This is a genomic window from Pseudomonas sp. JV241A, from assembly GCF_900275665.1.
In the GTDB taxonomy this organism is placed as follows: Bacteria; Pseudomonadota; Gammaproteobacteria; order Pseudomonadales; family Pseudomonadaceae; genus Aquipseudomonas; species Aquipseudomonas wadenswilerensis.
Window position 1 is genome coordinate 13,167 of the sequence record NZ_OPYO01000010.1, and the last position, 20,094, is coordinate 33,260.

16 protein-coding genes and 1 tRNA gene are annotated in these 20,094 nt (G+C 61.6%); 7 read left to right on the top strand and 10 right to left on the bottom strand.

Annotated features, from left to right (window positions below; all coding sequences use genetic code 11):
- The first annotated feature begins 6 nt into the window (after nucleotides 1–6).
- Entirely contained in the window at nucleotides 7–1,602 is a 1,596-nt protein-coding gene (gene fes, locus JV241A_RS05175; protein WP_240047838.1) for an enterochelin esterase, read from the top strand.
- Between the two features lie 27 nt (nucleotides 1,603–1,629).
- Here fes and JV241A_RS05180 read toward each other — a convergent pair whose 3' ends face one another.
- Nucleotides 1,630–3,372: a SulP family inorganic anion transporter gene (locus JV241A_RS05180; protein ID WP_115085545.1), complete on the bottom strand. Its 1,743-nt coding sequence runs from the start codon at nucleotides 3,370–3,372 to the stop codon at nucleotides 1,630–1,632.
- A gap of 148 nt (nucleotides 3,373–3,520) precedes the next feature.
- On the opposite strand from JV241A_RS05180, the gene JV241A_RS05185 reads away from it, so the two are divergent.
- Nucleotides 3,521–3,928, top strand: coding sequence for a DUF2388 domain-containing protein (locus JV241A_RS05185; protein ID WP_233673913.1), 408 nt, complete (start codon nucleotides 3,521–3,523; stop codon nucleotides 3,926–3,928).
- 58 nt (nucleotides 3,929–3,986) lie between these two features.
- On the opposite strand, the gene JV241A_RS05190 is transcribed toward JV241A_RS05185, so the two are convergent.
- The 5 genes from JV241A_RS05190 to JV241A_RS05210 all read right to left on the bottom strand — a co-directional run bounded on the left by JV241A_RS05190 (nucleotide 3,987) and on the right by JV241A_RS05210 (nucleotide 7,850).
- A tRNA-Gly gene (locus JV241A_RS05190) sits at nucleotides 3,987–4,060 on the bottom strand.
- 157 nt (nucleotides 4,061–4,217) lie between these two features.
- Nucleotides 4,218–5,102 carry an alpha/beta hydrolase gene (locus JV241A_RS05195; protein ID WP_115085546.1) on the bottom strand — a complete coding sequence of 295 codons (885 nt, stop codon included), beginning with the start codon at nucleotides 5,100–5,102 and terminating at the stop codon, nucleotides 4,218–4,220.
- Between the two features lie 319 nt (nucleotides 5,103–5,421).
- Complete coding sequence (locus JV241A_RS05200) at nucleotides 5,422–6,114, bottom strand: 16S rRNA pseudouridine(516) synthase (protein ID WP_115085547.1); 693 nt, start codon at nucleotides 6,112–6,114, stop codon at nucleotides 5,422–5,424.
- A gap of 27 nt (nucleotides 6,115–6,141) precedes the next feature.
- Nucleotides 6,142–6,363 carry a cysteine-rich CWC family protein gene (locus tag JV241A_RS05205; RefSeq protein WP_115085548.1) on the bottom strand — a complete coding sequence of 74 codons (222 nt, stop codon included), beginning with the start codon at nucleotides 6,361–6,363 and terminating at the stop codon, nucleotides 6,142–6,144.
- The gene (locus JV241A_RS05210; RefSeq protein WP_115085702.1) at nucleotides 6,360–7,850 is read right to left on the bottom strand and encodes a sensor domain-containing diguanylate cyclase; all 1,491 of its coding nucleotides are present in this window, start codon (nucleotides 7,848–7,850) and stop codon (nucleotides 6,360–6,362) included. The genes JV241A_RS05205 and JV241A_RS05210 overlap by 4 nt, the downstream gene beginning before the upstream one ends.
- 213 nt (nucleotides 7,851–8,063) lie before the next feature.
- Here JV241A_RS05210 and JV241A_RS05215 point away from each other — a divergent pair, with 213 nt between their 5' ends.
- Entirely contained in the window at nucleotides 8,064–8,441 is a 378-nt protein-coding gene (locus JV241A_RS05215) for a hypothetical protein (RefSeq protein WP_115085549.1), read from the top strand.
- Nucleotides 8,442–8,449: 8 nt separating this feature from the next.
- Here JV241A_RS05215 and JV241A_RS05220 read toward each other — a convergent pair whose 3' ends face one another.
- Entirely contained in the window at nucleotides 8,450–9,559 is a 1,110-nt protein-coding gene (locus JV241A_RS05220; RefSeq protein ID WP_134061510.1) for an enoyl-CoA hydratase/isomerase family protein, read from the bottom strand.
- Nucleotides 9,560–9,685: 126 nt separating this feature from the next.
- Between JV241A_RS05220 and ung the strand changes: the two genes are divergently transcribed.
- The 4 genes from ung (at nucleotide 9,686) to JV241A_RS05240 (ending at nucleotide 17,010) form a co-directional block, all read left to right on the top strand.
- A complete protein-coding gene (gene ung, locus JV241A_RS05225) occupies nucleotides 9,686–10,378 on the top strand; it encodes a uracil-DNA glycosylase (protein ID WP_115085551.1) in 693 nt (230 codons plus the stop codon).
- A gap of 128 nt (nucleotides 10,379–10,506) precedes the next feature.
- On the top strand, nucleotides 10,507–12,441 hold the full coding sequence (locus JV241A_RS05230; protein WP_134061511.1) for a hypothetical protein: 1,935 nt from the start codon (nucleotides 10,507–10,509) through the stop codon (nucleotides 12,439–12,441).
- 187 nt (nucleotides 12,442–12,628) lie between these two features.
- Complete coding sequence (locus JV241A_RS05235) at nucleotides 12,629–14,524, top strand: hypothetical protein (RefSeq protein ID WP_134061512.1); 1,896 nt, start codon at nucleotides 12,629–12,631, stop codon at nucleotides 14,522–14,524.
- A 221-nt stretch (nucleotides 14,525–14,745) separates the two neighbouring features.
- On the top strand, nucleotides 14,746–17,010 hold the full coding sequence (locus JV241A_RS05240) for an autotransporter outer membrane beta-barrel domain-containing protein (protein WP_134061513.1): 2,265 nt from the start codon (nucleotides 14,746–14,748) through the stop codon (nucleotides 17,008–17,010).
- A gap of 45 nt (nucleotides 17,011–17,055) precedes the next feature.
- On the opposite strand, the gene JV241A_RS05245 is transcribed toward JV241A_RS05240, so the two are convergent.
- From JV241A_RS05245 to JV241A_RS05255, 3 genes are read right to left on the bottom strand one after another with little or no spacing between them, the layout of a single operon-like run.
- The gene (locus JV241A_RS05245; RefSeq protein ID WP_134061514.1) at nucleotides 17,056–18,087 is read right to left on the bottom strand and encodes an AbrB family transcriptional regulator; all 1,032 of its coding nucleotides are present in this window, start codon (nucleotides 18,085–18,087) and stop codon (nucleotides 17,056–17,058) included.
- Nucleotides 18,080–19,594 carry a tripartite tricarboxylate transporter permease gene (locus tag JV241A_RS05250; protein WP_115085556.1) on the bottom strand — a complete coding sequence of 505 codons (1,515 nt, stop codon included), beginning with the start codon at nucleotides 19,592–19,594 and terminating at the stop codon, nucleotides 18,080–18,082. The genes JV241A_RS05245 and JV241A_RS05250 overlap by 8 nt, the downstream gene beginning before the upstream one ends.
- A gap of 1 nt (nucleotide 19,595) precedes the next feature.
- Nucleotides 19,596–20,054, bottom strand: coding sequence for a tripartite tricarboxylate transporter TctB family protein (locus JV241A_RS05255; protein WP_115085557.1), 459 nt, complete (start codon nucleotides 20,052–20,054; stop codon nucleotides 19,596–19,598).
- Nucleotides 20,055–20,094: the final 40 nt, after the last annotated feature.

The window sequence follows — 20,094 nt, forward strand, 5'->3', positions numbered from 1 at the left end:
GTGAACATGCAGACGTTCAATCAATGGAGCTGCGCCCTGGCGCTGGCCCTGTGCGTGAGTGGCAACGCGATGGCGGAAACCGACAATATCCTGCACCCGGGGCAAACTGTCAGCGCCAGCTTTGCCCAGGCGCAACAACCAATCTGGACCGTGCAGCTCAAGACCGGCGATCTGGTCCAGGGGCGGCTGCAGGGCGATGTCAGCCTGCGTTTGCTCGATGCCCAGGGCCAACCTGTGCGGCTGCTGATCGATGGCCGGGACCAGCCGCGCGAGTTCATCTTCATCGCCGATCGCGATGGCGCCTACGGCCTGCGTGCCGAGGCGCTGGCCACCCGGCCGCAAGCCACCTACGCGTTAAGCCTCAAGCCGGTGATTTCAGCCAGCGCGCAGAAGCGCACGGCTGCCCCGTTGCAGAGCCCGACCCTGCGGGCGTTGCAGCAACAGCTGGCCCAGGGGGCGAGCACCGAAACCTTCTGGAAGGATCGTCAGCAACAGGGCGCGCCGATGGTCGAAGCGGTGGAGGACAAGCCTGGCTTGTCCCTGGTGACCTTCCTCTGGCGCGGTGCGCGGAACAACGTGCGGGTGTTCGGCGCGCCCTCGGGTAATCACGATGAGCTGCAACGTCTTGGCGACAGTGACGTGTGGTTTCGCAGCTATCTGCTGCCTGCGTCTGCACGCCTGAGCTACCAGATGGCCCCGGACGTCCCGGCGTCCGATGATCGTCGAATGATCCTCGCCAGCACCCAGCGTGATCCGCTCAACCCGAACCGCTTTGCTGATGGCAGCGGTGATCCGTTCCTGTCGCGCTCGCGCCTGGAACTGCCTGCAGCGCCCGCGCAGCCCTGGGTCGCCGAACGCCCGGGCATTGCCCGTGGCACCCTGGAGCGCAAGGTGCTGAGCAGCAAACTGCTGGGCAACGAGCGTGACGTGTACCTGTACCGGCCGGCGCAGTGGCAGGCTGGCGCGAAGGGGCAGGGCTTGCTGGTGTTGTTCGATGCCCATGCCTATACCCGCCAGGTGCCGACGCCGACGATTCTCGACAACCTGATCGCCGAGGGTCTGATCCCACCCACCGCGGCGTTGATCATCGCCAACCCCAGCGACCTCAGCCGCCAGCAGGAGTTGCCGCCCAACCCGCAGTTCGCCCGCTTCATGGCGGAAGAGCTGATGCCCTGGGCGCGCCAGCAAGGCCTGGCGGCGTCGGCAGCGCGCACCGTGGTCGCCGGTTCCAGCTACGGCGGCCTGGCTTCGGCCTATATGGGACTGAAGCACCCGGAACTGTTCGGCAATGTGTTGAGCATGTCCGGTTCCTACTGGTGGGGGCATGAGGGCGAGGAGCCGGGCTGGCTCACCCGCGAATACGTCAAGTCGCCTAAGCAACCGCTGCGCTTCTACCTGCAGTCGGGCCTGTTCGAAGGACCGAAAATCCTCGACACCAACCGCCATCTGCGTGATGTGCTGTTGGCCAAAGGCTATGCAGTGGAGCAGGTCGAGTACCCGGCCGGGCATGATTATTTGCAGTGGCGGGGCAGCCTGCCGTGTGGCTTGATCAGCTTGATCGGCAAGGCTGCGCAAGCGCCCGAGGCCTGTCAGCTCCGGTAATGGCTCGATCGCGGGGCAAGCCCGCTCCTACCCATCTGTAGGAGCGGGCTTGCCCCGCGATGCCGTTTCCATCCCCGGCACCGTTGCCCTGCGACTGCGGTTACGCCATAACCGATACGCCCTGATCCCCGAGCGCACCGAGCCAAACAGCAAGCCGTTCTCCATCTCCCGCGCGATCCCCGAGCGCACCAGCATGCGCAAGAAGCGCCCGCGCGCCCGGGCGATGCCGAAGTAGATGCCGCGGGCTTTCAAGGTATCGCGCACCTCGCGCAGGGCAGCGATGCCGCTGACATCGATCGAGCTGACCGCCTCGGCATCGAACAGCACCGCGCGCGGCTGCTCTTCGCGCTGCACCGCCTCAAGCAAACGCATCTTGAAGTAGTCGGCATTGAAGAACAGGATCGCATCGTCAAAGCGATACACCACCAGCCCCTGCACCGTGCGCGCATCCTGGTGGCGGCGGATGTCGACCTGGCCTTCGATGCCCGGTACCCAGCCGAGCACTGCATCGGTGGGCTGATAGATGCTGTAGAGCAGGCGCAGGATCGCCAGGGTCACGGCGATGATGATGCCCGGCAGTACGCCGACCCCGAGCACGCCGACGGTGGTCAGCACGCACAACCAGAATTCGAAGCGGCTGAGGCTGTAGATTTTCTTCAGCGACTGCACATCGATCAGGCCCCAGCCGGCCATCAGCAGCACCGCGCCGAGGGCGGCCTGGGGAATCCAGGCCATGGGCGTGGTGAAGGCGAGCAGGATCAGGGCGATGACCAGGGCGGCGATAATCCCCACCAGCTGGCTTTTACCACCGACCATGTCGTTGACCGCGGTGCGTGAGTCGGCACCGCTGATGGCAAAGCCCTGGGAAACCCCGGCGGCAATGTTGGTTACCCCGAGCGCCAGGAATTCATGGTTGGCGTTGATCGCATATCCATGGCGGGCAGCAAAGCTGCGGGCAGTGAGCATGGCGCTGCAAAAGCTCACGGTGGCGATACCCAGGGCATCGCGCAGCAGGCTTTTCATCTCTTCCAGATTGGTTTGCGGCCAGGCCAGTTCCGGCATGCCGGCCGGCACCGGGCCGAGAATCGCCACGCCGAAGCGGTCGAGGCCAAACAGCCCGACCACCAGGGTTGCCACTGCCACGGTCACCAGCGCCGCCGGCAGGCGCGGGTAGCGGCGCGGCAGCCAGATCAGCAAACCCAGCCCGGCGACGCCGATCACCAGGGTCAGCCAGTGGATTTCTTCCAGGCGCTGCAGCAGGTTGATCAGGCTGAGGATGAAGCCGTTGCCTTCGATCTGGAATCCCACCACCTTGCCCAGTTGCCCGGCCAGCAGGCTCAGGCCAATACCGTTGAGGTAGCCGATGAGAATGGGCCGCGAGAAAAAACTGGCAATAAACCCGGCCCGCGCCAGCCCGGCACCGATCAGCATCAAACCGACCAGGATGGTGACAATCACCGACAACTGCGCCAGCCGCGCCGGGTCGCCCATGGCCAACGGTGCAATGGCCCCGGCGACCATGGCGCAGGTGGCGGCATCCGGGCCGACCATCAACTGCCGCGAACTGCCGATCAGGGCATAGACCATCATCGGCAGGATGCACGCATACAAGCCGTACTGCGGCGGCAGCCCGACGATCTGCGCATAGGCAATGGCGATAGGAATCTGGATCGCCGCCACCGACAAACCGGCCTGCAGGTCATGGCGAAACCATTCGCGGCGGTATTGCAACAGATTGGCCAGGCCTGGCAGCCAGCGGGAGAGAAACATGCACGGATCCTTTCGAGTGTTTCGCGGTGGGCTATTAAAGCGCAGTGCGTAGTGCCTGGGCAGGGCGTCAAATCAAAAACACCGCTGTTAAGTCTGGTTCAAGCCGTGGAGAATGCCGGCCGATTACAGGGACATTGAATGGAAGCCGATGGAACGCACGATCAATAGCTGGAAAAAGCCCGCAATCCTGCTGAGCCTGGCCTGGTGCTGCACCGCCCAGGGCATGGGCGACATCTTTGGCGATGGCACTGGCAATGTCGATGGCATGCTGACCCTGGGGGCCACGGTGTACGTGCCCTTCATGCTCACCGGGGCAACCACCTTCGGGCCCACCATGGCCTCCGAGGGGACTTCCGGCAGCGATGGCAAGCGGGTGCTTGCACAAGCCCGTGACGATGCTGCGGCGTTCATTGCCAGTGACGGGGCTTACCGGGGTGTCTATCTGCAATCGGCGCTGAATTGGTTGCGCAGCGAGGGGCGTGGAGCAGGCGCAACGGACCGCGAGCTGGCCCAGGGAATACTGGTGCTGGCAGCAGTTGAGGCGAAGGGGATTTAGCGAAACAGCCACCAGGGCGGTGGCCAAGGCCTCAGCTGCGCTGAAACTTGAAAGAAACTGGAGCGGGTGAAGGGAATCGAACCCTCGTTATCAGCTTGGGAAGCTGGAGTAATGCCATTATACGACACCCGCTTTCAGGGCTGACTTTGTACCAGAACTTCGCCGCGATTTGAAGCTCTTTGTTGCTGCAGAGCCATCGGCCGGTGGCCGCTAGTGCAAGGTCGTGCATCTTCTTTCTGGCCTTTGGGGCCGTTGATGCAGGAGGCTGCGCTAGCGGTCACCGTGTCGCTCAGATAGCCAGTGCATGGTGCTCCTGGGTGTAGCTGTAACGGGGACGCGATTCTTTCAGCGCAGGCTTGAGGAAACCCAGCAGCACTTCACGGGTGTCGCGGCAGGCGGCCTTGTGTTCCATGTCGAGGAAATGGCCGGTGGCGCGGATCTCGCGAAAGTGGCTGTTGCGCACATGCTGACCGAACTGGCGGGCATCCTCGGTGGTGGTGTATTCGTCCCACTCGCCATTCATGAACAGCACCGGAATGTCGATCACCCGCGCCGCCCGCAGAGCGTTGCCCAGGTCGTGGTCGAGCACCTGGTTGATGTGAAAGTGCATCTGCGCGTATTCGTGGTTGTCCAGGCTGCTGACGTGCCGGTAGTTGAAGCGCTTGAACAGCGACGGCAGGTGCTTGCCGATAGTGTCATTGACCAGGTTGCCGACCCGGTAGCGATCGCAGGCGCTCAGGTACTGGCAACCGCGTTCGAGGTAGTCGCGCATCGGTTCGTTGATCACCGGCGAGAACGAACTGACCACGGCCTTTTCGATGCGCCGTGGCTTGTGCGCCAAGGCCAGCAGGGTGCAGGCGCCGCCCCAGGAGAAGGACATGACGTGATCGGCGCCAAAATGGTCGATCAGCTCCAGGAGGATCTGCCCTTCGGTTTCCTTGGTCAGCAGATGTTCGTTGCGGTTGTGTGGCTTGGACTTGCCGGCGTAGGGCTGGTCATAGAGCACCACGTTGAATTGCGGGTGCAGGTTGCGCACCGTCTGGGCAAAGGAGGCCGTAGTGGCCAGCGAGCCATTGATCAGGATGATCGTCTTCTCAGCGGCGTCTGCGCGATAGAACTCCGTGTAAACCCGATACTGACCTTGTATATCAAGCACAGCGATTTCTGGCCTCATGTCGTCGACTCCTGGCGCAAAAAGGGTGTTCGCACATGCAAGGATGCGCGTTCTTTATGACAGGTAGGCATACGCCTTGAAGTAGCTGAGGGCCCTGGTCGATCCGTTGGCACGCTGGTCGACCGGTATTGTTCTAGGAGGGCAATCTGCCGGACGCCGATGCTTCGAGGCACGGGTCGCCAGCAAAAAGGCGTCTTGGACTACGACTGTGACCGGTGAGTCACATGCAGACTGACGATTGGATTCAAGCAGGCACCTGGGCAACCCGCAAGTGCCTTTCGGGCAATTGGTGAAATTTTTCCGCCAGGCGGTCGCAGGCTCAGATCGCCTGGATTTCTTCCGGATAGAGCGCCCGGTACTGGCCCGGTTGCAGGTTCGGGTCCAGCTGCAATGGGCCCATGCGTTCGCGGTGCAGGCGCAGGACCTTGTTGTCGAAGTAGCCGAACATGCGCTTGACCTGGTGATAGCGCCCTTCAACGATGCTCAGGCGGGCGCTGCGCGGGCCCAGCAGGGTCAGTTCGGCGGGCTGGGTGGTGAGGTCTTCGAAGGCGAAGTAGAAGCCCTGCCGGAACTTGTCGATGTAGTGTTCGCCAATCTCCTGCTCGGTCTCGACGTAGTAGACCTTGGGCAGTTTGGTCTGCGGCTGGGTCAGGCGCCGCGACCACAGGCCGTCGTTGGTCAGCAACATCAGCCCGGTGGTGTTGAAGTCCAGGCGCCCGGCGATATGCAGGTCCTGGGTATCGGGCTGGTCGATCAGCTCGATCACTGTGGGGTGCTGCGGGTCCTGGGTGGCACTGACGCAACCCTGGGGCTTGTGCAGCATCAGGTAGCGCAGCGGGCGCCCGGCCTGCAGCAGTTGCTCGTCGACTTCGATGCGGCTGAACTCGCGCACCTCGACGCGCGGATCGCTGACGCACTGGCCATCCACGCGCACGCGCCGCTCGACCAGCAGCAGGCGGACTTGCTGACGGCTGAAGCAGGGCAGGTTGCTGAGGAATCGATCGAGACGCATACAAAGCCAGGCGCAGGGCGCGACAGTTTAACCTTCGGGCGAGGCCTTGGCTGCCTGCAATTGCGCCTCGACCTCGGCGCAGCGCGGGCACAGGCAGGCCTTGTCGCGCAGTTCGGGCGGCAGGGCCTCCAGGACCTTGGGGTCGATGCTCACGCCATAGCACCAGCAGGCCTGGGCGGCCGTGCGCGGGTCGGCCAGGCTGCAACGGTTGCTGGCGCCACAGGCGGGGCAAAGGCGGCTGTCATTCATGATCGAGGCTGTTCATGGTCGGATCGGGGCATCTCGGCGCAAACGCGGTTGCGTCCACTCTGTTTGGCCCGGTAAAGGGCGTGATCGGCACGGGCAATCAGGCTGTGCAGGGTGTCGTCGGCCTGCAGGTTGCTCAAGCCGATGCTGGCGGTCAGGTGGATCGGTTGCTCAGCATAGGTAAAAGCCAGTGCTTCGGTCTTGCTGCGAATCTTCTCGGCCACCGCCAGTGCACTGTGGCTGTCGGTGTCCTTGAGCAGCACGATGAATTCCTCACCACCCCAGCGGCAGATGATATCAGCATGACGCAGGCACTCTTCCAGCACCTGGGCGAACTGGCGCAGCACTTCGTCGCCGGCCAGGTGGCCGTGAGTGTCGTTGAGCGCCTTGAAGTGGTCGAGGTCGATCAGCAGGGCGATCAGCGGTTTGGGTTCGCGCTGGGCTTCTTGCAGGGCTTGCGCGGCCAGCAGGTCGAAACCGCGGCGGTTGGGCAGGCCGGTGAGGCTGTCGAGGGTGGCCAGGGCCTCGATGTTGTCCTGATGGCGCTTGACCATGGCATTGAGCAGCGACAGCACCACCAGGGTGATCATCGCGCAGATTGCCAGGTTCAGGTACAGCGACTGGCGAATGGCGTCCATGGCGCCGTCTTCGCGCTTGTCGACGAACAGGTACCAGTTCAGCTCCGGCACCAGGCGCACGTTGAGGAAATGGCTGTGGCCGTCGCTGCTGCGGTACTCGTGGCTGCCGCTGACCGGTTGGGGCATTTGCCCGAACCCGTCCAGTTCGACCAGCGACTGCCCGGTCCTGGCACCGTGGGGCCCGCCGTTCGAGCCGGTCAGCACGATGAGCCCCTGCTGGTCGACGAAGAACACCTGGCGCTGGTAGCGCTGCTGATAGTCATCGATCAGGCGGATCACCGCTTCGACGGTCAGGCCGATACCGGCAACGCCGATGAACTTGCCGTCGTAATCGAACACCCGGTAGTTGATGAATACCGTGAGGCGGTCCTGATTGGCCATGTCGAGGTCGACGTTGATCTCGTAGGGCGTGTTCATTTTCAGCACCCGCTGGTACCAGGCATCCCGCGGTTCTTGTGGGTCGATCTTCTTCAGTACGCCTTTGGCCTGGTAGTAGACACCCGTGTTGCTGGAGACGAAGAACGCCGTGTAGGCCTGGTACTGGCGCATGATTTCGCCCAGGTAGCGGGTGACCTGAGCGGTGTCGCGCTCGCCGCCCAGGGCCCAGTCGCGCAGGAAGGTGTCGTGGGCCATCATCGACGAGATCAGGATCGGCCGCACGAGGTCCTTCTGGATTTCCGAATAGACCGTATCGGAGGTCAGCGGCAGCTCGGTGTTGATGATGCTGTCGCGGATCGAGCTGCGTGAGGCGAAGTAGCTGAGCAAGGAGGTCGACAGGAAGCCGCAGGCGAGCAACAGCAGTAATGTCAGGATCAGCGAGCGCTGCGAAAACAGGGCGGAACGAGGCGGCATGACATTCCCGGTCTGTGGGCCATTGGCCTTCATTCTAGTGGTCTGGCGGAAAAATAACTTTACGATTTTTAAGGGTATCGGCCTTGTTTCAATTTATTGCAGCAATGGCACCGGACCTGGTTTTGGCAGTCTTATTCAATGTCGATGAACGCTTGCCGATCGACGCCGACCAGCGCCGCTGGGATGGGCAGTTTCGCGGTCCAGGAGGCCGCCATGTATCGCCGACTTTTGCTGATTGTAGTGCTGGGTTTGCTGACAACCGCTTGTGTCCCCTACGGAGGTAACGGTTACTACCGCACTGAAATCTACACCGCCGACCGCTACGGTTATCCGGGTTACTATCGACCGTCCTACCCCTACAGCCGCGGCTATTACGTAGCGCCGCAACCGCGCTACTACGTGGCGCCACCCCCGCGTTATTACGCGCCGCCACCGCACTACTATCGTCCGGCGCCCCACGGCTACTACCGTGAAACGCCGCATAACTACTACAAGCCTTACCCGGGCCGCGGCCATGACCGCTATCGTCAGGGCTCGTCACGTCACGATCGCAACCGTGACGGCTGGCCGGATCGCAACTGGCGCCGCTGAGGCGCCATTTAGGCGAGGTCCGCCAAGGGGTGACGACCTTCCCAAGCCTTGCTGAAATGCGCCTGGACCACCGCCGTTGGCACCTGGGCAATGTCCGCCCAGTGCCAACGCGGTTTCTGGTCCTTGTCGATCAGCCGTGCGCGTACCCCTTCGCTGAACTCCGGATGCTGGCAACAATTGAGGCTCATGGTGTATTCCATCTGGAACACCTGCGCCAGTGACAGATGGCGGGCGCGCTGGATCTGCTGCCAGACCAGATGAGCGGTCAGCGGGCTGCCTTCGAGCATGGTTTGTGCGGCCTTGGCCAGCAGTGGATCGGTGTGGTTGCGCAACTGGGCGATGGCGCGCCAGGCGCACACCGGGTCGGCGACATCGAGCAGGGCGTCGATCTGTTGGCGCCTGGGCAGCCACTGGGCTTCGGGGCGTTCAGCCTGGGCGCCATGCTGCTGGGCCTTGAGCAGGCTGTTGAGCTGCAGGGCGGTTTGCTCCTGCCAGTTCAACTGCAGCAGGTCATCGAGCAGTTCTTCCTGCTGGCTTTCGCCGAGCAGACGGTCCGCCAGGCCCAGGTCGAGGGCATCGGTGGCATTGATCGGCGCGCCGGTCAGGCCGAGGAACAAGCCCAGCTTGCCGGGCAGGCGCGACAAAAACCAGCTGCCGCCGACATCCGGGTACAGGCCGATACTGATTTCCGGCATGGCCAGGCGGCTGCTTGGGGTTACCACGCGCACATTGGCGCCCTGCAACAGGCCCATGCCGCCGCCCAGCACATGGCCATGGCCCCAGCAGATCAGCGGTTTTGGGTAGGTATGCAAGCGGTAGTCGAAGCGGTACTCGGCGGCAAAGAACTGCGCCGCCAGGGGCGGCACCCGGCCGGGATGGTCACGGCAGGCCTGGGCCAGGCTGCGCACCTCGCCACCGGCGCAAAAAGCCTTGGCGCCTTCGCCGCGCAGCAGCACGCAGACGATGTCCGGGTCATCGGCCCAGGCCTTGAGCTGTTCGTCGAGCACCTCGATCATCGGCAGCGACAAGGCATTGAGGGTTTGTGGCGCATTGAGTGTGGCGACGCCGATGCGCGCGCCGTCGACGCCGGTGAGTTCTTCGCACTGTACTGCAGCCATGGGCGACCTCTCGAGTGATCCGCACAAGTATGGCCGCTGCTGGCGATTTCGGCGGTCGCCGGTCGGATCGATTGACAAGCGCGGGCAGCTTTCCTAGTGTCGCGCCATTGTTTTACGGACCCGACCATGACTGACGACGACCGCATCAAACTTGAACCGAGCTGGAAAGAGGCCCTGCGCGCCGAATTCGACCAGCCCTACATGCACCAGCTGCGCGAATTCCTGCGTGAGGAACACGCCGCCGGCAAAGAGATCTACCCGCCGGGCCCGCTGATTTTCAACGCCCTCAACTCCACCCCGCTGGACCAGGTCAAGGTGGTGATCCTCGGCCAGGACCCGTACCACGGCCCGGGCCAGGCCCATGGCCTGTGCTTCTCGGTGCAACCGGGGGTGGCGCCGCCGCCGTCGCTGGTGAACATCTACAAAGAGTTGCAGCGTGACCTGAACATCGAGATCCCCAAGCACGGCTGCCTGCAGTCCTGGGCCGAGCAGGGCGTATTGCTGCTCAACACCACCATGACCGTCGAGCGTGCCAATGCCGCGTCCCACGCCAACCGGGGCTGGCAGTTCTTCACCGACCGCATCATTGAAGTGGTCAGCGAACACCAGCCCAACAGCGTGTTCCTGCTCTGGGGCGCCCATGCCCAGAGCAAGCAGAAGCTGATCGATGCCACCAAGCACCTGGTGCTCAAGTCGGTGCATCCGTCGCCGCTGTCGGCTTACCGGGGCTTTCTCGGTTGCGGGCATTTCAGCCAGGCCAACCGCTTCCTCGAGCAGCGCGGGTTGAGCCCGATCGACTGGCGTTTGCCGCCGGTTTGAGGCTGGGTACCTAGCATTTTTGTCAGTTTCGGCCGATTTGAAATAGGCATCTAATACTTCCAAGTTTTCCACGGCAGTCATCTACAGGCTGGCTGCCACGGTCCTCTTCGCTGGAAGGAACTGTCGCCATGGGCTCGGATGATTCTGGTACTGCTGATGATCCGGTAAAACCCCGGGAGCGTTACGCCGCACCGGTCGTTCCGGCCGCCATGGAACTGACGGACGATGACGTACTGGGGCATTTGGTGCGCAAGGAAGACCAGTTACGTCCACTGGAGATCAGGATCGAGGAGATCTGGGCGGACTACGATACTGCGCCTCCGGACTTTGACACCAAGGTCGAGTTTCTCTGGCGAGGGGATGTGGTTGAAACATTCACCTTCCCGCAACCGGTCATCCCGGCTGATGTTATTCCAGTGGTCTGCACGATGCCGTCGGACTACATGGCGGCACCGGGCCATGCGCGGGTCGAATACCGCGTTACGGTAACGGTGAACCCGTCCACTTCGCACGCAACGCACTTGTTTATCGACAAGCAGGCGCCAAATGGCGACGAGGAAGGTAAGCCCCTGCAATTTGATCAGGAAGTCCTGATCAGCGGCGTCACCGAGGATTACCTCAGCCGGCACGACTCGGTCGATGCCCGGGTCGAGCCTTGGCCAGATATCAGGGTGGGCGACCTGCTGATGTATTACTGGGAAAAGTTGCCCGCCATTGAAACGGATGAGCAATCCCTCGAACTGCCCTACGCTGGTGAGTTGCGCATTACCGATGTCAACGCTCCGATCATTGTGCAATACGATGCGATGCTGGTCCGTGAGAGCGGTTCAGGCCCACATGAAGCCTACTATCGCCTGGAAGATCGAACCGGTAACCGCGGGCCAAAGTCCGAGGTCCAGCGGCTTGAGGTGGTGCTGGATGAGTTGCCGGGAGCCTTGCCTGATCCTCGGGTGCCCAGGTTCGATGCTGATGGGCTGATCGACCTGGAAGACGCCCAGACAGGCGTCGAAGTTCATATTGACGCCATCACCGACGCACAGGCTGGCGATCAGGTTCAGGCCTACTGGCGTGGGCTGCCGCTTCGCTTGATAACCCTGTCAGACAATCAGCAATGGCCTTTGAGGGCCCCGGTCAGTTGGGCAATCCTCGCGGCAGGAGGCTTTGCTGCACCTTTTGTCGATCGGGTGCACTACACCTGGCGACGCGGTGGGGCTTTGCTCACTTCCGCGACCTTATGGGTAGACGTCGACCTGACGGTGGCCGGTCCGCCTCCCGGTCCGGATCCGGTCAACCCCTTGTTGCTACCGGCTGTAGTCAAGGGCATGACCGCCGACGATGTACTGACAGGCGCCGATGCCGGGCAGGACGCGCGCGTCGAGATCCGTCTGTACGACAACCCGCAAGCCGGTCAGGTGCTGGAGTTGTTCTGGGGGAACCACCCGCAGGCGGTGGATAGCTACAGGGTGAGGGCTGAGGATGTCGGCGGGCAATTGATTGTGCTGAACGTTCCTTGGGCGATTATCCATGGGGTCGGCAATTCACCAGCACTCCCCATGCAGTACACCACCTTCAACGGGGTTAACCGGCAACGGTCGCCCGTAACACCCGTGCGTGTCGAGGTGCGAGTCATCGAAGGCCTGGCGCCCGCCACTTTCCCAGACGCCGATCGAAACCAGTGGATCAACTGCAGCAACCAGCCGTGGCTGGGCGTGCGGGTTGAAATTCCCAAAGACCCACAGTTCCAGGTAGATGACAAAATTACCCTGCACTGGGAAGGCGACTACGGCCAGATAGGCAATAACCCTATTCCCGGGACCCAGGCGAGTTTCGAACATGTGCTGACCCGGGAGGATCTTGAATCCGAGCAGGGTTACATCTTTACCGTGCTGCCCTACGACCCGTTGATCAAGTTGGCAGCACGGGAGGACGGGCGTGGCGGCGGGAATGTCCGTTACCGACTTGATAAGGCTGACGGAAGCGGTGCGGGCAACTCTGGATTAGCGCGCGCGCGACTCTCGGTTCTCGATCTGAGCACGGGTTTGTACTGTGATCCGGAAACTTGAACAGTGTCGTGCATGAGGTTTTGCTCTGCACGGTGAAGTGCTGAGCACCCGTACTTAGGGTGACGTTCTGCGTTGAACAATGTTTGGCTTTGTTACCACTTGGCTGTTGGACGGCAGGGTGGCGGCTGGGCCGACGGTGTGGTGCTGATGGTGTTCCAAATCTATTTATATTTCAGGAGATACCAAGATGACCAAGTTTGAAAAGACAACCGGCGTGCTGGTCGCAACAGCCAAGACGCGAGCGCCGCAGCCTAGACGTTTTCGGAATTTATTCAATCCGCCTGTTCCCACTAACACAGAGCAAAATATTGAAGGGGGACAGATTAATTTGCTGCGTACACCGAAAATCCCCGAAGGGCTCAAGGTGGAAATTCCGGCTTTCACTACAGTCGGTCCGCCCAGTACGATCGATACGGTGACCGTTTACATTAACGAGAGGCCCGTTCACAGTTTTGAGTTGCCGGTGCCCCATGTGGTCTCGTTTCCCATTCCCGTGACGCTACAGGACCCGGTGCTTGAGTCTCACGGTGAGAAAATCGTCTACTTTGATGTAGTCAACTCCATAAATCCCAATGATGGGGTTTCGCAAAATCTTACGGTAACAGTAGACAGGCTAGATCCGAATCTTGGCGCTTTTCCAGCGGCAATCATTCTTCCGGCGGATCTGCCGGAGGCCACGGTGACGCCTGAGTATCTGGAAGCGCACGACAATCAGTTAGTGTTGCAGATTCCAGACTACCTTGATCCGCAAGTGGGTGACTATTGGGCAATCCTCTTTGGCGATGAGCAGTCCCAACCCAATAAGGGCGGGCTGGTCAGTGAAAGGCCCATCAATGTAGTGCTGACAACAGAAGAGTTGCTCCTTGCTGGGCCGGGTACCAAGCAGGTGACCTATATACTGGAAGACCGGGCCGGCAATCCGAGCAAGCTGGCACACCGTCAGCAAGTATTCGTAATCCTCGAGCCAACGCCAATCGACCTGCTACCACCCAGGGTGGATGCAGCGCCCATTGATATTGTCGAGGCACGTGAAGGCGTGCTGATCGAGGTGGATGAATATACCAATGCCCTGGCGGGCGATGAAGTACGTGTGTACTGGAATGATATTTATGTGAATCGAGCCATCCTGCCACCAACGCCTAACTGGCCTTTGCCGTTTACTGCATCGTGGGCGACTATTTCCAACGGGGTCGAGGGGACCGCGCATACGGCCAAAGTGCGCTATGAAGTCATCCGCAGCAAAACCTACCTTTCTCCTGTCCTGGACGTGGAAGTTGACCTGGAGTTAATTGGGCCGCCTAACCCGGGCGAGCCCGACCCGGTCAATCCGGAGCTGGATGTTCCGCTCCTGACCTCGTCGACGGGTGAACTGAATCTTCTGCGCCCAGAGGATGCAGGCCAGCCTGCCGACGTCAGTTTTGCCCTTTATGATCCTGCGCAAACGGGGGAGGTTATTCGGCTTTATTACGGCCCGGAAAACCTGTTGGTGGCCACATACACAGTGCTGAGTACAGACAATCCCGGTGACTCGATCCCGTTGCAAATCAGCTGGGACGATATTGTCAGGGTCGGCAATGGAACGGACACCCCGCTGTTCTATAAGATTTTTGCCAATGCGACCACTACCAACTTCCAGTCGTCGGGCAGTCAATTGGTGGATGTCAGTGCCATTCCATTGGCAGAGGTCAACGAGCCCGAGTTGAATTTGCTTGGTAACCAAGTGGGTATCAGTTGTTCCGATTCTCCATGGCGAGGTGTTAATGCCAGGATTCTTGATGCTCAAAATCTTCAAGTGGGCGACACCGTTACTTTGCACTGGCTGGGCCTGGAAGGTTTTACCGGTTCGGTGCCTGTCGAAGAAACGCGTTCATCTTTTCCACGGGATGTGCTCACTCAAAACGAAGTTGACACTGGGGTAAATCTCATGATTCCGTGGGCTCCCTGCATGGAGCCGCTGCGCAGCGGTTTTGTCGAGCTGTATTGGATTCAGGAACGTGGTGGCCAGGCAATTGGCCGTTCTCCAGTGGAGTCTTACTACTACTTTGGCGAACAGGGGACCGGGCTTTGCCCTGGAAGGCCATAAGCTGAGTGTTTGATAATGAATGAAGCCGAGCAATGCTCGGCTTCATTTTTTCTATATGGGCGCGACACTGCCTGTTGATTGCGCCTACTTCTTATGAGGAATATTCCTACATAAGATTCTGTCAGAAGTTTCTATTCTGCGCTCCGAACAAACGGGGCTTGAACTAGTTGGCTCTGTTTAATCCGGAACTGAATAGTATCAATGCTGCGGAGTAGATTTTCATGACCAAGCCAAGCATCTTCAAACCCTCGGCGCTTTCTTGCGCCTTGCAGGCAGCCTTTGTCGCCCCCTTGGTGATGGTATCGGCTCAGGCCCTGGCTATCACCAAGGTTGTCGAAAGCAACCAGACTTTTACGGCTACCTCGGGGACGCCGTCCTACAACTATCGCGTAATGGAAAATGCCACCCTGAATGTCCAGGGTTCCCGTACCGAGCACATTCAAGTGCGCAAGGGGCTGTTGAACATCGACGGTGGCACGGTCACTGCCGGGGGCTCGAACAACGCTGTTGCCTTGGTCAGTGGTACCGCCCGCATCGCCAACGCTCGTATCGACAGCGCTCAAGGCAGCGGCCTGACGATTGGCCGATTACTGGATGGTTCGGCAACCGGTTCTGAGGTTCAGGTCCAGAGCAGCGAAATCACCGGTGGCCGATTCGGTGCAACGCTCAGCGCCTATAGCAGCCTGTCGCTCAAAGACTCGAGCCTGAGCGGCGCTACGGCTGATGGTCTGCTGATGATCGGCGGCCAGGCGCAGGCGTACAACAGCGTGATAGAAGGCGCCGAGAGCGGCGTGCGCTTGTCCCATGAATACTACGGCTCTGAAGCCAACGACCAGGCCCCGACGTTGCTCCTGGACAATAGCAAAGTGATCGGGGGGACTGGAGCGGCCCTGGTGGTGGACTCTGCAACCACCGCCCGTATCGACGTACTCAATGGTTCGAGCCTGGAAGGCGCCAACGGCAACTTGCTTGAGCTCAAGAACGCCGGCTCGGCGGATATGCAGGTCAGCCGCAGCACCCTGGCCGGTAACATCCTGGTCGGTGAAGGCAGCACTGCAAATCTGGACTTGAGCAACGCCAGCCTGGAAGGTGATGTGATCGTCGCCGCGGGCGGCGCGGCGCAACTGAGCCTGAACGATCAATCGCTGTTCAAGGGGCGCCTGGAAAACGTCGACGCATTGGCACTCAATGGCGACAGCACCTGGGCGCTGATTGGCGACAGCCAGGTTGAGCAGTTGAGCCTGCAGGGCGGTCATGTGCAATTCGGCGAGCCAGGCCAGTTTTATCGCCTGGACCTGGGCGAGTTGTCTGGCAACGGCACCTTTCATATGTCGGCTGACTTCGCCACTGGCGAAGCTGACCTGCTCAATGTCAGCGGTCAGGCCGATGGTCAGCATACCCTCGCCATCAGTGCCAGTGGTCATGACCCGGCCGCCGTTGAGCGGATCACCGTGGTCACTACCGGTGGCGGCGATGCCGAGTTCAGCCTGTTGAACGGTCCTGTAGACCTGGGTGCGTTTTCCTACGGTCTGACCAAGGAAGGCAACGACTGGCACCTGGACACCGAGAAAAAGGTCATCAGCCCCGGTACCCGTTCGGTGCTGGCGCTGTTCAACACCGCCCCGACCATCTGGTACGGCGAGCTGTCGTCGCTGCGCACCCGCATGGGCGAGCTGCGCTACAACGAAGGTAAAAGCGGCGCCTGGGGCCGTGCCTATGGCAGCAAGTACAACGTTGCCGAGTCGTCTGGCACCGCCTACAAGCAGACCCAGCAAGGCTTCACCCTGGGTGCCGACGCGCAGTTGGGCGACAGCCAGTGGCTGGTCGGCGTACTGGCCGGTCATAGCAAGTCGGATCTGGACCTGAGCCGCGGTACCAGCGGTACGGTCGACAGCTACTACGCCGGTGCCTACACCACCTGGCTGGATCAGGACAGCGGTTACTACTTCGACGCTGTGGCCAAGGTCAACCGCTTCGACAACAAGTCCAAGGTAGCCATGAGCGACGGTAGCCAGGCCAAGGGCAACTACAAGACCAACGGTGTGGGTGCATCGGCTGAGTTTGGCCGTCACATCAAGCTCGATGACGGCTACTTCGTTGAACCCTTCGCCCAGGTGTCGGCGGTGAGCATCCAGGGCGCGTCCTATGACCTGGACAGCGGCCTGAAGGCAGAAGGCGACCGGACCACCTCGGTGCTTGGTAAGGCCGGTGCCACGGTGGGTCGCAACTTTGATCTGGGTGAGGGCCGCTTTGCCCAGCCATACCTGCGCGCTGCGGCGGTGCATGAGTTCGCCAAGAACAACCAGGTCAAGGTCAACGACAACGTGTTCAACAATGACCTGTCAGGCTCGCGTGCCGAGGTCGGTGCCGGTATCGCCGTGTCGCTGTCCGAGCGCCTGCAGCTGCATGCCGATATCGACTACAGCAACGGCGACAAGATCGAGAAGCCGTTCGGTGCCAACGTCGGCGTGCGCTTCACCTGGTAAGCGCGCAATGAAACAGAGGAAGCCCTGGCTTCCTCTTTTTTTGCTTCAGTCGCAGCGTTTGTCCCAATGCCTGAACAATGGCTCGGCCAGAAACAGCACGAACAGCAAGCGCATCACCTGCAGCGCCGTTACCAGTGGCACCGACAGTTGCAGGGTTTCGGCGGTCAGGCTCATTTCGGCGATGCCACCGGGCATCATGCCCAGGGTCAGCGAGCGCAGGTCGAGGTTGGTCATGACGCTGAGCACGCACGCGGCGAGGCCGGCGATCAGCATGGTCAAGGCCGTGGCAATCAAGGTGCGCCCGAGAAACGACGGCGCCCGGCGAAAGAACGCGCGGTTGAAGTGACAGCCCAGGCCACTGCCGATCAGCCACTGGCCGATCTGGCTGGCGCCATCGGGCAGGGCAACCTGCAGGTTGGCACTGACACTGGCCACCGCCGCCACCAGCAACGGCCCGAACAGCCAGGGATTGGGTTGCTTGAGGCGTTGCCAGCCCAGGGCCAGCAACACGCCCAGTGGGCAGATCAACAACAGCCAGCCCCAGTTGACGCTGCCGGTATGGGTCAGCGGCACGCCATTGCCGAGCAGGAACTTGAACAGCGCCGGCACGCACAGCACCACCGCCAGCACCCGCAGGCTTTGCGCCGCCGCCACCTGGCTGAGTACCGCGCCATTACGGGCACCGAGGTTGACCATCTCCCCGGAGCCACCGGGCATGCTGGAAAAGAACGCCGTGGCGCGGTCTTCCCCGGTGCGCCTGAGCAACCACACCCCGACCACACTGGAGACACTGGTGATCAGTGCCCCGCAGAAAATCAAACCGAAGTTGCTCGCCACCTGCTCGACCACCGCCGGGGTGAAGTGCAGGCCGATACCGATGCCGATGATCCACTGCCCGCACTTGCGCCCGCCGGGGATCTCAGTCAGTTGCCAGGGCGTCAGGCAACGCACCAGGATGATCGCCAACAACGAACCGACCATCCACGGCAGCGGCCAGCCGACCCTGCTTGCGAGGTAACCGCCGGCTAGGCCGACCAGGCCGGTGGCCCAGTACAGTTTCAGTCGCCCATCAGACATCGGCCAGGGCACGGCGCTGGAGGCTGCGCTTGCGCCAGATGCGCAGCAGCGGCAGGAGCATCATGGCGATGGTCAGGGCCCAGACGCTGATGCTGATCGGGCTCGACCAGAGGATATCCAGAGCGCCGTTGGAGATCGACAGCGCGCGGCGCAGGTTCTGCTCCATCAGCCCGCCGAGGATGAACCCGAGGAGGATCGGCGACAGTGGGAAGTCCAGCTTGCGCAGGATGTAGCCGAAGATGCCGATGCCGATCATCAGGAACAGGTCGAAGGTGGTGGCATGCACCGCGTACACACCGATCGCGGTGATGATCGCGATCACCGGCACCAGCGCCCAGTTCGGCACGGCAAGGATGCGGGTGAAGATGCGGATCATCGGGATGTTGAGGATCACCAGCATGATGTTGGCGATGAACAACGAGGCGATCAGGCCCCAGACGATGTCCGGTTGCTGGGCGAACAGCATCGGGCCCGGCGTGATGTTGTACAGGGTCAGGGCGCCGATCATCACCGCCGTGGTGCCCGAGCCGGGTACGCCAAGGGTCAGCATCGGCACCAGGGCGCCGCAGCAGGAAGCACCGATGGCGGTTTCCGGCGCCGCCAGGCCGCGCTTGTCACCTTTGCCGAAAGTGCCGCTGGCACCGGCGATGCGTTTCTCGGTCATGTAGGCCACGGCACTGGCCAGGGTCGCGCCGGCGCCGGGTAGCACGCCCATGATGAAACCGAGCAGGCCGCAGCGAATGTTCACCACGAACACTGACGCCGCTTCCTTGAAGTTGAACAGCATGCGCCCGGTGGCCTTGACTGCTTCGTGGCCATGATGGGTTTTTTCCAGCAGCAGGAGGATCTCGCTGATGGAGAACAGGCCGAGCACCAGCACCACGAACTGAATGCCGTCGGCCAGGTGCACGCTGTCGCCGGTAAAACGGTAGACGCCGCTGTTGGCATCGATGCCGACACTGGAGAGGAACAGGCCGATCAGTGCAGCAATGAACGTCTTCAGTGGCCGGTCACCGGCCATGCCGCCGAGACAGACAATGGCAAACACCATCAGTACGAAGTATTCCGCCGGTCCGAAGGCGATCGCCCATTTCGCCAGCAGCGGCGCGAACAGCACCATGCCGCAGGTCGCGATAAAGGCGCCGATGAACGAGCTCCAGGCCGACAGCGACAGCGCCACCCCGGCCAAGCCCTGGCGGGCCATGGGGTAGCCGTCGAGGGTGGTCATGACCGTCGAGGCTTCACCGGGGATGTTGAGCAGGATCGAGCTGATCCGCCCGCCGTATTCGCAGCCCAGGTACACCGCCGCCAACAGGATCAGCGCCGACTCCGGCGGCAGGCCCAGGGCAAAGGCAATCGGGATCAACAGCGCTACGCCGTTGATCGGGCCCAGGCCCGGCAGCAGGCCGACTACGGTGCCGATCAGCGTGCCGGCAAGGGCGGTAACCAGGTTGTAAGGGCTCAGGGCGACGCCGAAGCCCTGGCCGAGATAGCCAAGCGTATCCATGTCAGTTCTCCAGAACGTCGAGCAGGCCGAGGGGCAGGGGCACATCCATCACGCGGTCGAACAGCCAGTACAGGGCGATGCTCATCAGGCCGATGATCACCACGCTGGGCAGCCAGCGCCCGCCATACAGGCGCGCCATCGGCACGCCGATGAGGATGCTGCTGACAATGAAGCCCAGCGGCTCGAAGGTGGCGGCGAAGACCAGTAGCAAGGCGACGCAGAGGCCGATCTTGTTCAGGGTTTCGCGGTCCAGTTGCGGTTCGTCGTCCTTGTGCACGATGGGCGTGGGGCGAAAGGCCAGGTACAGCAAGCCTGCGGCCATCAGGCCCAGCATCAGCAAGGGGTAGGCGCGAGGGCCGACCGGTTCGTAGGAAAAGGCTGCCTGGTAGGGCCAGGCCATTACGGCCAGGGCGGTGCACACCGCCAGCAAAAACAGGGCGAACAGGCGTTGCAGGATCATTGCGGAATCCTCTATTCGCGGGGCAAGTGGGAGCGGGCTT

What these genes read in the sequence shown, in the direction of transcription:
- JV241A_RS05220 (WP_134061510.1), bottom strand. Translation starts at nt 9,559, where the DNA reads ATGGCTGCAGTACAGTGCGAAGAACTCACCGGCGTCGACGGCGCGCGC.
- JV241A_RS05230 (WP_134061511.1), top strand. Translation starts at nt 10,507, where the DNA reads ATGGGCTCGGATGATTCTGGTACTGCTGATGATCCGGTAAAACCCCGG.
- JV241A_RS05215 (WP_115085549.1), top strand. Translation starts at nt 8,064, where the DNA reads ATGTATCGCCGACTTTTGCTGATTGTAGTGCTGGGTTTGCTGACAACC.
- JV241A_RS05235 (WP_134061512.1), top strand. Translation starts at nt 12,629, where the DNA reads ATGACCAAGTTTGAAAAGACAACCGGCGTGCTGGTCGCAACAGCCAAG.
- JV241A_RS05195 (WP_115085546.1), bottom strand. Translation starts at nt 5,102, where the DNA reads ATGAGGCCAGAAATCGCTGTGCTTGATATACAAGGTCAGTATCGGGTT.
- ung (WP_115085551.1), top strand. Translation starts at nt 9,686, where the DNA reads ATGACTGACGACGACCGCATCAAACTTGAACCGAGCTGGAAAGAGGCC.
- JV241A_RS05255 (WP_115085557.1), bottom strand. Translation starts at nt 20,054, where the DNA reads ATGATCCTGCAACGCCTGTTCGCCCTGTTTTTGCTGGCGGTGTGCACC.
- JV241A_RS05200 (WP_115085547.1), bottom strand. Translation starts at nt 6,114, where the DNA reads ATGCGTCTCGATCGATTCCTCAGCAACCTGCCCTGCTTCAGCCGTCAG.
- JV241A_RS05250 (WP_115085556.1), bottom strand. Translation starts at nt 19,594, where the DNA reads ATGGATACGCTTGGCTATCTCGGCCAGGGCTTCGGCGTCGCCCTGAGC.
- JV241A_RS05185 (WP_233673913.1), top strand. Translation starts at nt 3,521, where the DNA reads ATGGAACGCACGATCAATAGCTGGAAAAAGCCCGCAATCCTGCTGAGC.
- JV241A_RS05245 (WP_134061514.1), bottom strand. Translation starts at nt 18,087, where the DNA reads ATGTCTGATGGGCGACTGAAACTGTACTGGGCCACCGGCCTGGTCGGC.
- JV241A_RS05210 (WP_115085702.1), bottom strand. Translation starts at nt 7,850, where the DNA reads ATGCCGCCTCGTTCCGCCCTGTTTTCGCAGCGCTCGCTGATCCTGACA.
- fes (WP_240047838.1), top strand. Translation starts at nt 7, where the DNA reads ATGCAGACGTTCAATCAATGGAGCTGCGCCCTGGCGCTGGCCCTGTGC.
- JV241A_RS05205 (WP_115085548.1), bottom strand. Translation starts at nt 6,363, where the DNA reads ATGAATGACAGCCGCCTTTGCCCCGCCTGTGGCGCCAGCAACCGTTGC.
- JV241A_RS05240 (WP_134061513.1), top strand. Translation starts at nt 14,746, where the DNA reads ATGACCAAGCCAAGCATCTTCAAACCCTCGGCGCTTTCTTGCGCCTTG.
- JV241A_RS05180 (WP_115085545.1), bottom strand. Translation starts at nt 3,372, where the DNA reads ATGTTTCTCTCCCGCTGGCTGCCAGGCCTGGCCAATCTGTTGCAATAC.